The sequence below is a fragment of the Streptomyces glomeratus genome, from assembly GCF_021462825.1.
GTDB lineage: Bacteria > Actinomycetota > Actinomycetes > Streptomycetales > Streptomycetaceae > Streptomyces > Streptomyces glomeratus.
The window spans coordinates 210,044-223,207 of record NZ_JAKEEB010000004.1; the positions used below are offsets into that span (position 1 = coordinate 210,044).

At 72.0% G+C, this 13,164-nt stretch carries 9 protein-coding genes and 1 riboswitch; of the genes, 6 read left to right on the top strand and 3 right to left on the bottom strand.

Annotated elements, in window-relative coordinates; genetic code table 11:
* Window positions 1-33 precede the first annotated feature (33 nt).
* A complete protein-coding gene (locus LZ604_RS06705) occupies window positions 34-1,659 on the top strand; it encodes a DUF5691 domain-containing protein (RefSeq protein ID WP_372482094.1) in 1,626 nt (541 codons plus the stop codon).
* A 509-nt stretch (window positions 1,660-2,168) separates the two neighbouring features.
* On the opposite strand, the gene icmB is transcribed toward LZ604_RS06705, so the two are convergent.
* Window positions 2,169-2,585: a coenzyme B12-dependent isobutyryl CoA mutase small subunit gene (gene icmB, locus LZ604_RS06710; RefSeq protein ID WP_234513354.1), complete on the bottom strand. Its 417-nt coding sequence runs from the start codon at window positions 2,583-2,585 to the stop codon at window positions 2,169-2,171.
* Between the two features lie 614 nt (window positions 2,586-3,199).
* Between icmB and LZ604_RS06715 the strand changes: the two genes are divergently transcribed.
* Together LZ604_RS06715 and LZ604_RS06720 are read left to right on the top strand one after the other, a co-directional pair.
* Window positions 3,200-4,060, top strand: coding sequence for a lipase family alpha/beta hydrolase (locus LZ604_RS06715; RefSeq protein ID WP_234513355.1), 861 nt, complete (start codon window positions 3,200-3,202; stop codon window positions 4,058-4,060).
* 220 nt (window positions 4,061-4,280) lie between these two features.
* Window positions 4,281-5,900, top strand: coding sequence for a M23 family metallopeptidase (locus LZ604_RS06720; RefSeq protein ID WP_234513356.1), 1,620 nt, complete (start codon window positions 4,281-4,283; stop codon window positions 5,898-5,900).
* 97 nt (window positions 5,901-5,997) lie between these two features.
* Here the strand turns inward: LZ604_RS06720 and pcrA are convergent, their stop codons facing one another.
* Window positions 5,998-8,547 carry a DNA helicase PcrA gene (gene pcrA / locus LZ604_RS06725; RefSeq protein WP_234513358.1) on the bottom strand — a complete coding sequence of 850 codons (2,550 nt, stop codon included), beginning with the start codon at window positions 8,545-8,547 and terminating at the stop codon, window positions 5,998-6,000.
* A gap of 251 nt (window positions 8,548-8,798) precedes the next feature.
* Window positions 8,799-8,968: riboswitch (cyclic di-AMP (ydaO/yuaA leader) on the top strand.
* Between the two features lie 8 nt (window positions 8,969-8,976).
* On the opposite strand from pcrA, the gene LZ604_RS06730 reads away from it, so the two are divergent.
* Together LZ604_RS06730 and LZ604_RS06735 are read left to right on the top strand one after the other, a co-directional pair.
* A complete protein-coding gene (locus tag LZ604_RS06730; protein WP_234513360.1) occupies window positions 8,977-10,167 on the top strand; it encodes a C40 family peptidase in 1,191 nt (396 codons plus the stop codon).
* A 139-nt stretch (window positions 10,168-10,306) separates the two neighbouring features.
* A complete protein-coding gene (locus LZ604_RS06735) occupies window positions 10,307-11,275 on the top strand; it encodes a tellurite resistance/C4-dicarboxylate transporter family protein (RefSeq protein WP_234513363.1) in 969 nt (322 codons plus the stop codon).
* Here the strand turns inward: LZ604_RS06735 and LZ604_RS06740 are convergent.
* A complete protein-coding gene (locus tag LZ604_RS06740) occupies window positions 11,253-11,606 on the bottom strand; it encodes a hypothetical protein (protein WP_234513364.1) in 354 nt (117 codons plus the stop codon). The two genes, LZ604_RS06735 and LZ604_RS06740, sit on opposite strands and share 23 nt — an antisense overlap.
* Before the next feature lie 476 nt (window positions 11,607-12,082).
* Here LZ604_RS06740 and LZ604_RS06745 point away from each other — a divergent pair, with 476 nt between their 5' ends.
* Window positions 12,083-13,150, top strand: coding sequence for a C40 family peptidase (locus LZ604_RS06745; protein ID WP_234513365.1), 1,068 nt, complete (start codon window positions 12,083-12,085; stop codon window positions 13,148-13,150).
* Window positions 13,151-13,164: the final 14 nt, after the last annotated feature.

Below are 13,164 nucleotides of genomic sequence, written 5' to 3' on the forward strand. Positions count from 1 at the left end.
AAACGACGCACGACCGACCGGGAAGGGACCGATATGCGTGTGACTGAGCGTGCGACCCCGGCCGCGCCGGGCTCGCCCTCCGCGGTGCCCTGGGAGGAGCTGGTGACCGTGGCCCTGCTGGGCACCGACCGGCGTGCGCCGTCCTGGGCGTCCGGCCGGGAGGCGCCGGCGGCGCTGCTGGACCTGGCCGCCGTGGAGACCGTGCGCCGCAGGGCGGGGCTGCGCCCCGCACCCGCCGGGCCCAGACCGGAGCCGGCAGCGCCGGACCCCCGCCCGCCACTGCCGCCCGCGGCGGCCCGCCGTCTGGCCCTGCTGCTGTCCGACCGCCCCGGCACGGGCAGCGGCGGCCGCCGGGGGTCGGCGCCCGACCTGATGGAGCTGCTGCCCCAGTGGCTGGCGCTGGCCAACGCACGCGGTTTCGCGCCGCCTCCGGAGGCGCTGCCGGCGCTCCTGGACGCGGCTCGCGGGCGTACGGACCTGCGCCCCGCGGTGTTGGCCTTCGCCGGCCCGCGCGCCCTGTGGCTGGCCCGGCTGAACCCGGACTGGCGGTTCGCGCTGCGCTCCGCACCCGGTGGGGCCGAACTGCCGACGGAAGACCCTGGGCGCGTGCAACACCTCTGGGAACAGGGGCTGTTCGCGGAACGGGTGGCCCTGCTCGGCGCCCTTCGGGCCCGGCAGCCGGCCGCCGCCCGTGAACTGCTGGCCGGCACCTGGGCGAACGAGCGTGCCGAGGACCGCCTGATGTTCCTCGACTCGCTGCGCACGGGACTGGAGCCCGCGGACGAGCCGTTCCTGGAGCAGGCGTTGTCCGACCGGAGCCGCAATGTGCGGGCCACGGCGGCGGAGTTGCTGTCGTCGCTGCCGGGTTCGGCCCTGGCCGGGCGGATGGCGGCGCGGGCGGCGGCATGCGTGGCGGTCGACCGGACGCCCGGGGAGCCGACGCTCGTGGTCGAGCCGCCGCACGAGTGCGATCCCGGGATGGAGCGCGACGGGGTGGCGGCGACTCCGCCGACCGGCCGGGGTGAGCGGTCCTGGTGGCTGGGCCAGTTGGTGGAGGCGGCGCCGCTCGCCATATGGACGGGACGTCTCGGGGGACGTACTCCGACGGAGATCGTCGCACTGCCGGTGGCGGACGACTGGCGGGACGAACTGCACGCGGCCTGGTGCCGGGCGGCGGTGCGGCAGCGGGACCCCTGCTGGTCACGGGCGCTGCTCGGCCCGCCTTCGGCACCGGAGGCCGGAGGCCCGGGTGCGGTGTCCCTGGCCGAGCGGGCGAAGCTGCTGTCGACGCTGGGCGCCGCCGAGCGGGCCGAATGGGTGGCAGGGTTCATCGCCACACACGGACTGTCGGAGGCGTTCCAGTTGCTCGGAGTGTGCGCGGTCCCGTGGGCCGCCCCACTGGGCCGGGCGGTGGTCGACGCGCTCAACATCGCGCGGGACGCGGGAAGTTATCCCTGGAGCTTCAGCGGGGTGATGGGGCTGGCGGAACGCTGTCTGGACCCGGCGGAGACAGATCGCCTCGCCGCGCTGACGGCGATACCCGACGAGCCGGAGGACGCGTCACCGGGGGCGGGCGGCTACTGGGCCGAGGCCTTCCAGCGCCTGACGACGACACTGCGTCTGCGCGCGGCGATGCGGGAGGAACTGGGAGAACCGTGAGCGCACCCGCGAGCCCCCGGAGCCACGACCCACAGCCACCCGCGGCCCCTCGGCGCCCGGAGCGAGAGCCGGCCCGCGGGTCCGTGGCGCGAGAGCGGGCCCTCGGGACCCAAGCGTGGGCCGGCGCGCGGGGCCCGGAGGTCGGGCCGCAAGGCGCCCCCGGTCACGGTCACGGTCACGCCCGAGCTGGCCCCCGGAACCGGCCGCCGGCCGCACCCATCCCAGCCCCGGGCTAGGAGCAGCCGCACACCACCCGGGAGGCCGTGGTCCGGCCGGGCTACGAGGCCGCAAGGCCGTGAACCAGCCGGCCAACACAACAGCGGGTCGACTGCAACCCGACAGACCGGCCAACACAACAGCGAACCGGCCGCAACCCGACACACCCGCCAACACAACAGCGAACCGGCCGCAACCCGACAGACCCGCCAACACAACGACGGACCGGCCGCAAGCCGGCAGACCGGCCGACGCCCCGACGGGGACCGGCCGACGCCCCGCCTACGGAACGGTCACGCCCCGGCCGGCTGACGTACGTTCGCCCGTACCCAGTCCACGATCGACGCGGTCGTCGCCCCCGGCGTGAAGATCTCCGCGACACCCTTCTCCTTGAGCAGGGGGATGTCCGCCTCCGGGATGATCCCGCCGCCGAAGACCAGGATGTCCTCCGCGTCGCGCTGCTTCAGCAGTTCGATCACCGCGGCGAACAGCGTGTTGTGCGCGCCGGACAGGATCGACAGCCCGATGGCGTCGGCGTCCTCCTGGATCGCCGTGTCGACGATCTGCTCGGGCGTCTGGTGGAGGCCGGTGTAGATGACCTCCATGCCCGCGTCACGCAGCGCCCGCGCGATCACCTTGGCCCCGCGATCGTGGCCGTCGAGCCCCGGCTTGGCCACCACCACGCGGATCGGACCGGCTGCCACACCCATCACTGCCTCCATGAAGCGACTACTCCACCCTGTACCGATGTTGCGCCGTGCCGCACACCACCGCACCGGCGCGAACACAGGGGCCGCGGGCCCCACGGCGCAGGCGTCCCGTTCCGTACCGACCCGGGAAGTGAACGAACGTTATCGCCAGGATCCCGCAACCGGCCGTTTCGCGGTGGTGACCGAGGGGGAAATCACACAATGGGACACGTTCGCCGCGCAGGGTCCCCCCTCCCCGCGGCACACGCGCCGCGGCATCAGCGGCTCGGGCGCCGTGGTCCGAGGGGATCGTGCGCACGGAGAGCCGCTGCAAGGCGGCCACGCCACCGCCGGCCGGGCGCCGGGTGGCGGGCCCGCCGGCGATAAGGATTGCGAGGGCACGACAGCGGGAGCCGCACCCGGACGAGGAGGACGGGAACCGCATCACGCGGACGGCGGGAAGCGTCATTCGTCATCCCGACGAGAAGCCGACCGCCGCGCCATCGGCTCATGCGCCGCATCCGCGGCACGGCCGTTTCCACGGCATCCGCCCCGCAGGCCACCGCCCCGCGGCTTTCCATCAAGGGCACACGGGGGACAGAGGCGTCCTCGCGTGCGCCGACGGGAGGTCGGCCATGATGGTCTCGCGGGCAGTGCAGCCCTTCGTGCCGCTGTGCCAGCGCATGTTTCCGGGCAGGCTGGCCGGTCTCTCCGTGGCCCTGCTGAAGGCGACCGCCCTGGAGCTCGCGATCCTCGCGGGGCATCTGCTGCTCTACCCCTCCGGGATCATCCAGGAGCGCCACTCCAGCGCGCTCCCTGTCCCACCGGACGCCGCGACGCTGCCGGCCGAGGCCAAGCCCCCGGTCATCCTGCTCCACGGGTTCATCGACAACCGCTCGGTCTTCGTACTGCTGCGCCGCAATCTCGCCCAGCACGGCCGGCAGCACATCGAGTCGCTGAACTACTCTCCGCTGACCTGTGACATCCGCACCGCGGCGAAACTGCTCGGCCGGCACATAGAAGAGCTGTGCGAGCGCACCGGCCAGCCGCACGTGGACGTCGTGGGCCACAGCCTGGGCGGACTGATCGCTCGCTACTACGTGCAGCGCCTCGGCGGCGACCTTCACGTGCGTACGCTCGTCACGCTGGGCACGCCGCACTCCGGCACCCGGGTCGCGCCGCTCGCGAACGCGCACCCCATCGTCCGCCAGATGCGCCCCACCTCCGAGCTGATCCAGGAACTGCGCGAGCCGGCCCCCGGCTGCCGCACGCACTTCGTGAGCTTCTGGAGCGATCTGGACCCGCTGATGGATCCGCTGGAGACGGCCTGCGTCGACCACCCGGACCTGCTGGCGCACAACATCCGGGTGAGCGGCATCGGCCATCTGGCCCTCCCGGTCCACCCCGCGGTCGCGACGGGAATACGGCAGGCACTGGACCTCGCACAGCCGGCCGCACCGGCGGACGCTCCCACCGGTGGCCTGACGGTGGCCTGACGGCGGCGTGACAGCCGCTCCGACACCTCACGGTCACCTCCTGACCCTCGAACGTTCATCGAACGCAAAGCCAAAGCCTTGCCCGGGACCGCCGAAACACGGCCGATTGCCCGTTTCCTGCCCGAGGGAAACCTGCGAAAGATTGTCGCGCTCGCGTACCGCCGGGTACAGTCGCCGCACTGCTCTGCCAGCCCCTGCTGCCGAGGCGAAAGAGAAGTTGGTGAACGACCGTCACCCGTCGGGGACCGCAACTCCCCCGGCTCCGGCCCCCGATGCCGCCTCGGCGCACTACGCGCCGTACGGCGGGCAGGGCGGCCAGTACGGTGAGTTCACCGAATTCACGTCGTATGCCGACCCCGGCGCCACGGCGTTCGGCTCCGGTGGCCACACGGGCACGGCCTTCTCGGCCGATCCCCTCTTCGGTGACCTGCCGGGCGACGGCGCGACCGGCTCGTACGACGCATCCCAGTGGGGGACCGGCAGCCACTCCTCTCTCGGCGCGGACGGCCACCAGATGTACGGCACCGGCACGCACGAGACGCTCCACTACGACCCGTACGCCGCCCAGCACCACGCCTCGTTCGACACCGGCAGCCATGACACGGCCGCCTGGGGCATGGGAAACCAGCAGTTCGTCGGTATCCCCACGCAGGGCGGACCCGTCGATGCCACCGGTCAGTGGGACGCACACGCCTGGCTCGAGGCCGGTCAGTCCGCCGACGGGACCCAGCAGTGGGACTGGGGCACGCAGGCGTTCGACACGGGGGCGTACGACGCCACCCAGTGGAACTCGGGCGGCGTCGCCGAGCACGCGGCGCACGACCAGCAGACGACGACCACGGCGACGACGCCCCTGCACGGGGGCGAGTCCTTCGACGGGACCGAGTCCTTCGGGCAGCAGCCGGCGACACAGGTCTTCGGCACCGCTGAGGCCTTCGACCAGTCGGCCACCGACGCCTTCGAACAGCTTCCGTACGAGCAGTACGCCGTGGACGACGCCGAGTTGGCGCCCACGCATGAGCCGTCCGACGACGCGCCCCTGCTCGACGACCAGGAAGAGATCACCCCCCTGCCGGCCTCGCGTGCCGCGTCCCGCGCGGCCGGCCGGTCCCGGCGCCGCAGCCCGGCGAAGCGCTCCGCGCTGCTGACGGTCGCCGTGCCGTCGGCGTGTGTGATGGGGGTGGCCGGGATCGCCGCCGCGACGGTCGGTGTGGGTGGCAGCGGCGGCAAGGAGACGACGGCGAGTGCGTCCGATGCCGTGCCGGTGAAGCCGTCCGCCGCGAACAACAAGCTGGACTCCCAGCTCGAGAGCCTCTCCGCGGGCGCGGACGACTTCGCGGACCGGGCGAGCCGTACGCAGGAACGTATCGACCTCAAAGCCCAGCAGGTGGCCGAGCAGAAGAAGGCGGCGGCGGAGGCGGCCCTCAAGGAGCGGCTGCGCCCGAAGTTCGTACTGCCGGTCACACAGCGGGGGCTCAGCGCCTACTTCGGCCAGGCCGGGGTCAACTGGATGTCGGTGCACACCGGTATCGACTTCCCCGTCTCCTACGGCACGACGGTCATGGCCGCGACCGACGGCACGGTCCGCACCCAGTGGAACAGCGCCTACGGCAACATGCTGATCGTGACCGCGAAGGACGGCACGGAGACGTGGTACTGCCACCTCTCCAGCTACCGGGTCCCCTCGGGGACGACCGTGAAGGCCGGCCAGCCGATCGCGTACTCCGGCAACTCGGGCAACTCCACTGGTCCCCACCTGCACTTCGAGGTACGGCCTAACGGGGGCGCCGCGATAGACCCGCTGCCCTGGCTGCGCAGCCACGGGCTGAACCCCACCTGATCGATCAGCCTGATCGACCAGCGTGATCGACGCGCGGCCGAGCCCCCCCCCTTCGGCGGGGGCTCGGCCGTCGTGGTCTACCGGTTGCCCACCGGCTCTACAGCTTCTCCACCGGCGCGTACCGCAGCAGGAGCCGCTTCGGCTTCGTGTCGCCGAAGTCGATCGTCGCCTCCGCGTTCGCGCCCGTGCCCTTCACGCCGACCACCGTGCCCAGACCGAACTGGTCGTGGGTGACGCGGTCGCCGACCGCCAGGGAGACCACCGGCTTCTCCGACGCACCGCCGCGGCGCGTGGCGAAACCGGAGGCGCCCGCGGCCGAGGACCGCGACCGGGACGAGGACAGCGACGACGACAGGGAGGCCGCCACGCCCGAGACCGGGCCCGAGGAGAGGGAGGCGGAGGAGCCGCCCGTCCGCTTCCACTCCACGTGCTGGTCCGGAATCTCCTCCAGGAAGCGCGAGGGCGGGTTGTACGAGGGCTGGCCCCAGGCGCTGCGCATGGCGGACCGCGTGAGGTAGAGCCGCTCCCGCGCGCGGGTGATGCCCACGTACGCCAGGCGCCGCTCCTCCTCGAGTTCCTTGGTCTGCCCCAGCGCGCGCATATGCGGGAAGACGCCGTCCTCCATGCCGGTCAGGAAGACCACCGGGAACTCCAGGCCCTTCGCGGTGTGGAGGGTCATCAGCGTGATGACGCCGTCGCCCTCTTCCTCGTCGGGGATCTGGTCGGAGTCGGCGACCAGGGCGACCCGCTCAAGGAAGTCGGCCAGGGTGCCCCCCGGAGCCGGGCTCTCCGCGGCCGCCGCCCCCTCGCCGCGCTCCTGCTCGAACTCCAGGGCCACGGCGGCGAGTTCCTGGAGGTTCTCGATGCGGGTCTCGTCCTGGGGATCGGTCGAGGCCTGGAGTTCGGCCAGATAACCGGTGCGTTCCAGGACGGCCTCCAGGACCGTGGCCGGGCCCGCGCCCGACTCCACGATGGTCCGCAGGTCCTCCATCAGCGCATTGAACCGCTTGACCGCGTTCGTCGAGCGGGCCGCCATGCCGTACGCCTCGTCCACGCGGCGCAGTGCCTGCGAGAAGCTCATCTTCTCCCGCTGTGCCAGGGCGTCGATCATCGCCTCGGCGCGCTCGCCGATGCCCCGTTTCGGGACATTCAGGATGCGCCGCAGCGGAACGGAGTCCTCTGGGTTCGCCAGCACCCGCAGGTAGGCCAGGACGTCCCGGACCTCCTTGCGCTCGTAGAAGCGGACGCCGCCGACGACCTTGTAGGGCAGGCCGACACGGATGAAGACCTCTTCGAAGACACGGGACTGGGCGTTGGTGCGGTAGAAGACGGCGACGTCGCCCGCCTTGGCCTCGCCCCGGTCGGTGAGACGGTCTATCTCGTCGGCGACGAACTGCGCCTCGTCGTGCTCCGTGTCGGCGACATAGCCGGTGATCCGCGCGCCCGCGCCCGCATTGGTCCACAGGTTCTTGGGGCGGCGTGACTCGTTGCGCTCGATGACCGCGTTGGCCGCGCTCAGGATCGTCTGCGTGGAGCGGTAGTTCTGCTCCAGGAGGATCGTGGTGGCGTCCGGGTAGTCCTCCTCGAACTGGAGGATGTTGCGGATGGTGGCGCCGCGGAAGGCATAGATCGACTGGTCGGCGTCACCCACGACGCACAGTTCGGCGGGCTGCAGGTCGTCCTCGCCCACCGGCACGTCCACGGGGTGCTCCGAGGTGCCGACCAGCTCGCGAACCAGGGCGTACTGGGCGTGGTTGGTGTCCTGGTACTCGTCGACGAGGACGTGGCGGAAGCGGCGGCGGTAGTGCTCGGCGACGTCCGGGAAGGCGCGCAGCAGGTTGACCGTCGTCATGATCAGGTCGTCGAAGTCGAGTGCGTTCGCCTCGCGGAGCCTCGACTGGTAGAGCGCGTACGCCTGGGCGAGGGTCTTCTCGAAGCCTCCCCCGGATTCCGTCGGGGAGGTGCCCCCAGCGACCTGGGCGGCGAAGTCCTCCTCGTCGATCAGCTCGTTCTTCAGGTTGGAGATCTTGGCGCTGAACGCCTTGGGCGGGAACCGCTTGGGGTCGAGGTCCAGGTCGCGGCAGACCAGCGCCATCAGACGCTTGCTGTCGGCGGCGTCGTAGATCGAGAAGGAGGACGTGAAGCCGAGCTTCTTGCTCTCCCGGCGCAGGATGCGGACGCACGCGCTGTGGAAGGTCATCACCCACATCGCGTTCGCGCGCGGGCCGACGAGCTGCTCGACGCGCTCCTTCATCTCGCCTGCGGCCTTGTTGGTGAAGGTGATCGCGAGGATCTGGCCCGGATGCACGCGCCGCTCGCCCAGCAGATAGGCGATGCGGTGCGTGAGCACACGCGTCTTGCCGGAGCCGGCGCCGGCGACGATGAGCAGGGGGGAACCGGCGTGCACGACCGCCGCGCGCTGGTTCTCGTTCAGCCCCTCGAGCAGCGCCCGGGAGTCGAGAACCGGGCGGGGAGCACCGTCACGGTAGTAGGAGTCCCGGTCCGGCGGCAGGTCGAAGCGCCCGCCGAACAGATCGTCCGGAGCGGACTCCGGAGCGTGATCGTCCTCGGGCGGCGGGGGCTCCTCCTCAGGGGCCGGGGTGGCCTGGAGGTCCGCCAGGAAGCTGTCGTCAAAGAGGCTGCTCATCGCTCTCCGAGTCTAGGGCGCCCCACCGACAACCGGCCGCCGTCCCGGAAACTCGGCGCGACGGACCGGCCGGCGCCGCAGCGTCACCGTATGGGCCCGCCCGTTCACGGTCCGCGCCCGACCCGGGGTCCCAACGCCGAGATCACGGAAATGTATCGGGCATATCTCGCATCAACCTTCACAGGAGCCACAAGAGTTGGCTACCGTGCCGGGCGGGCCGCACGACCCCCACCGGCGAAGGTCGCCGGGCCGTGCGGCCTCCGCCGAGTCCGGTGCGCCTTTGCGGCAGCCGGAGCCGGGGACCCACCCGACCTGGGGTGAATCGGCCGAGCGTCCTAGGGGACACGGCCGTAGGGCACAACCTTCCGAACCACCCGCCCGAACCCGACAGCTAACCCGGTAGGCGGAGTACGGAAGGAGACGCCTTTCATGGCGCCGCACCGCAAGTCCCGCCCCTCGGGCCCACGCCTCGCGGGCATACGGACCCCCGCCCTCGCCACGGCGGCCCTGACCTCCGTCGCGCTGCTCTCGCAGACGGCCCAGGCCGCGCCCGCCGCCGACGGCAGGCCCAGCATCGAGGAAGTCGAGAAGAAGGTCGACGAGCTCTACCGCCAGGCGGAGTCGGCCACCGAGAAGTACAACACGGCCAAGGAGAGATCGGCCGAAGAGCGCAAAAAGGCCGACACGCTCCTCGACGACGTCGCCCGGCGCACACAGAAGCTCAACGACGCGCGCGAGCAGCTGGGTTCGTTCGCCGCCGCGCAGTACCGGACCGGGGCCGCGGCCCCCGACACGGCCACCTTCCTGCTGGCCGACAACCCCCAGGACTACTTCGACCAGACGCAGCTGATGAGCCGGCTCACCGGCCGTCAGAAGGAAGCGGTCGACCAGTACGTCACCGAGCAGGCCGCAACGATGAAGAAGCGGCGGGAGGCCGCCGAGAGCCTGCGGACGCTCACCGAGTCGCAGACGGCCCTGCGGACGGCCAAGACGGACGTCCAGAAGAAGCTCTCCGCCGCGCGGCAGATGCTGTCCGACCTGACCGCACAGGAGAAGGCGCGGCTCGCCGCGCTCGAGAAGCAGAAGCAGGAGGAGGCCCGGCGCCAGGCGGAGGCGCTGGCCCGGAAGCAGGCTGCCCAGCAGCAGGCGGAGCAGCAGGCGGCCCAGCAGCAGGCATCGAAGAGCACCACGACCGGCTCCACGGGGTCCTCCACCACCACGCCCCCCTCCTCGGGGTCCACCTCGGCGGACTCCTCCTACACCACGAAGGCCGAGAAGGCCCTCGCCTTCGCCCGCGCGCAGATCGGCAAACCGTATGTGTGGGGTGCGACCGGCCCCGAGTCGTACGACTGCTCGGGCCTGACCCAGGCCGCGTGGAAGGCCGCCGGGGTGACGCTTCCGCGCACCACGTACGACCAGGTGAACGCCGGCACGACGGTGCCGCTCGCCGACGCCCGGCCGGGTGACCTGATCTTCTTCTACGACGACATCAGCCACGTCGGCATCTACATCGGCAACGGCATGATGATCCACGCCCCCAAGCCGGGCGCCTACGTCCGCGAGGAGTCGGTCTACTACGGCGGCGCCTCGATCATCCACAGCGTGGTGCGGCCGGCCTGAGACCGACGGCGCGGGTTCCGGTCGGGCAGTACGCGCCCGCGGGGTTGTTTGGGGGTCCACGCGCGCGTGGGGTTGTTTTCGGGGTCCACGCGCGCGTGCCCCGTACGCAAGCCGTGCGCGCGTCCCTAGCATCGGGCGCATGTCTGGCACCTTTGCGCTCCGCACCTGGTGGGCGCAGCGTCCGCCCGCCATCGGAGCCGCCGCGTTGGCGACCGGCGTCCTGTCGGTCGGGCTGCACCAGACCGGGTACGAGGTCCTCTCGCGTGTCCTCCTGGCACTGGCGGCCGCCGCCTGGCTCGGGATGGCCGCCGACATCTCCGCACGGCTGCTGCGGGGCCGCCCGGAGTGGCCCGTCGGCTCCCCGGCCGCGCTCACCGTGGTCCCGGCCACCACCATGCTGGGCACCCGGGTCGCCGCCCTGGACCGGCCCCAGCTCGCCGAGACCCTCCTCGCGCTGGGCTTCGGGCTGTGGGTGGCCCTGATCCTCCTGGTCGTTCGGAACTGGGAGCGCGGTATGCCCGGCGCGGTGTTCCTCGGATGCGTGGCGATGGAGGGGATCGCTGTGCTCGGGTCGGTGCTGGCCGCGGGCTTGCGGGTGCCCTGGCTCGCCCACACCGCGCTGGTGCTCTTCTGGCTCGGCCTGGCGTTCTACCTGGTCGGGCTGTGGTGCTTCGACCGGCGGCAGGTGGCGGTCGGCACGGGCGACCACTGGATGGCGAGCGGTGCGCCCGCCCTCTCCGCGGTGGCCGGGGCGCGGCTGATCACCGCCGCCGACAGCGGCCTCTACCTCTGGAACAAGGACGACAACACGGTCCTGCGGAGTATCTCCATCGCCCTCCTCGCCCTCGCCTTCGTCTGGTACTGCGTGCTGGCGGCGGCCGAACTGCTCCGGCCGCGCACCGGCTACGACCCACTGCGGTGGTCGACCGTCTTCTCGATGGGAACGATGGCGGTGGCGGCGCTGTCCGTCGCCGACGCCCTCCGGGCGGCGTGGCTGCACGGCCCCGGCGAGGTGCTGCTGTGGATCGCGGTGGCCGTCTGGTGTGCGGTTCTCGTGGGAGCGGTCAGGTCCCTCGCGGACAGCGTCAGGTCCACAGCACGGCGATGAAGACGTTCGCCGTGGTCAGCGCACCGACCAGGGCGAACAGGGGCTTCTCGACCTGCTCCTCGTCGCGCTTCACGTAGACCAGGCCGAGGATCACGATCAGCAGGGCCAGCTTGACCCCGATCTTGATGGTGTTGATGTGGTGGTGGTCCGCCTGATTGAGGCCGACCAGGGCCACGCCCGTGACCAGCATGGTCAGCGCGCCGTGCAGCATTCCGGGCACGAAACGGGCCGTGCCCCGGCCCATCGCCTTCATCTGGGTGAGAAAGCCGCCGAGGAGCGCGGCGATCCCGACGATGTGCAGGCCGACGAAGAGATGGATGAGTACGTCCATGGAGCCGGAGCCTAGTGAGGGGCGCGCGGGGCCTGGACACCGGCCCACGCGGTGTGACGGCGCTCGCACGGCCGCCCTCAGGCTGACTGGGCGACCGACCCGCTGCGCGACCGAAGCGACCGGGCGACGCATATATGCGCCCTATAGCACTCCGTCGTGTCGCCATGCCCGGGAAACCGCCGCAACGGTCACCACACAGTGTGAAGTCGGCGGCCTCGGAACGGAATCACGGTCACATGCGGTCACCGTCAATCCGGTCGAGCCACTTCCGTACATTGCGTCACGGGACGGTCACGGCCGGGCCTAACGTCCTCCACCAGGTGACCGGCTCCCCACCGCCGCCCGGGCCAGGGGCGACCGCCGGGCACCACCGCCGAGAAGGTCCGGCGGCGGCCTGCTCCCCCTGTGCGGGCCGCCGCCGGACGCGTGACACCGCCCGCCGCCCAGGCGGTCGGAGGAAAGGACGTGACGGTCAGGTGGCAGCGCACCGCAAGCCCAGACAGCGTTCGCTCGGCGGGGCCACGGCCCGGACCGCCGCCACGATCGCCCTCGCGGGAGCGGCGTCCGCGGCCGGATTCGACGGGACCGGACATGCCGAGCCGCCGCTCTCCCCGGCCCAGGCCAAAGCCGAGGTGGACCGGCTGTACCGGGAGGCGGAGGTCGCGACCGAGAAGTACGACGGTGCCAAGGAGCAGGCGGACCGGGCCGCGCGACGGCTCAACGCGCTACGGGACGAGGCCGCTCGCCGCACGGACCGGCTCGACTCCGCGCGCGAGGCGCTGGGATCGGCCGCGGCGGCGCAGTACCGCGGGGGCGGCATCGACCCGTCGGTGCAGCTTCTGCTCTCCTCGGATCCGGGACGGTACCTGGACAACGCCGCCTTCGCCGAGCGGGTCGACAGCCGGCAGGCGGCGGCCGTGGCACGCGTACGCGCGCAGTTGCGGGAGATCGAGCGGCTGCGCGGAGCCGCACGCGTGGAACTGGCCTCTCTGACCTCGAAACAGGCCGAGCTTCGGCGGCAGAAGCGGACGGTCACCGAGAAGCTGAGCGAGGCACGGCGACTGCTGTCCCGGCTGACGGGGAGCCAGCGCGCCGAACTCACCGGGGCCGCAGGCGCGGGGCGCACGTCACGGTCGGCGGGGCGGGGCGTCCTGGGCGCGGTCTCGGCGTCGGAAGCGGCCGCTGAGGCACCCGACGGCCGGGCCGCGGCAGCGGTGGCGTACGCGTACGGCAAGCTCGGCAGCCCCTATGTCTGGGGAGCCACCGGGCCCGACGCCTTCGACTGCTCGGGGCTGGTGCAGGCCGCGTACCACTCGGCGGGCGTCTCGCTGCCCCGGACGACATACGCCCAGATCGGTGCGGGCCGCCGCGTCCCGCGCTCCGCGCTCCTCCCCGGCGACCTCGTGTTCTTCTACTCCGGGGTCAGCCATGTGGGGATCTATGTGGGAAACGGCCAGATGATCCACGCGCCGAACCCGTCGGCGCCGGTACGGCTGGCACCGATCGACGAGATGCCGTTCGCGGGGGCGACGCGGGTGGTGTGAGCCCGCAGGGCCCG

Coding starts and splice junctions, on each gene's coding strand:
- LZ604_RS06705 (WP_372482094.1), top strand. CDS start 34: ATGCGTGTGACTGAGCGTGCGACCCCGGCCGCGCCGGGCTCGCCCTCC.
- icmB (WP_234513354.1), bottom strand. CDS start 2,585: ATGGGTGTGGCAGCCGGTCCGATCCGCGTGGTGGTGGCCAAGCCGGGG.
- LZ604_RS06715 (WP_234513355.1), top strand. CDS start 3,200: ATGATGGTCTCGCGGGCAGTGCAGCCCTTCGTGCCGCTGTGCCAGCGC.
- pcrA (WP_234513358.1), bottom strand. CDS start 8,547: ATGAGCAGCCTCTTTGACGACAGCTTCCTGGCGGACCTCCAGGCCACC.
- LZ604_RS06730 (WP_234513360.1), top strand. CDS start 8,977: ATGGCGCCGCACCGCAAGTCCCGCCCCTCGGGCCCACGCCTCGCGGGC.
- LZ604_RS06735 (WP_234513363.1), top strand. CDS start 10,307: ATGTCTGGCACCTTTGCGCTCCGCACCTGGTGGGCGCAGCGTCCGCCC.
- LZ604_RS06740 (WP_234513364.1), bottom strand. CDS start 11,606: ATGGACGTACTCATCCATCTCTTCGTCGGCCTGCACATCGTCGGGATC.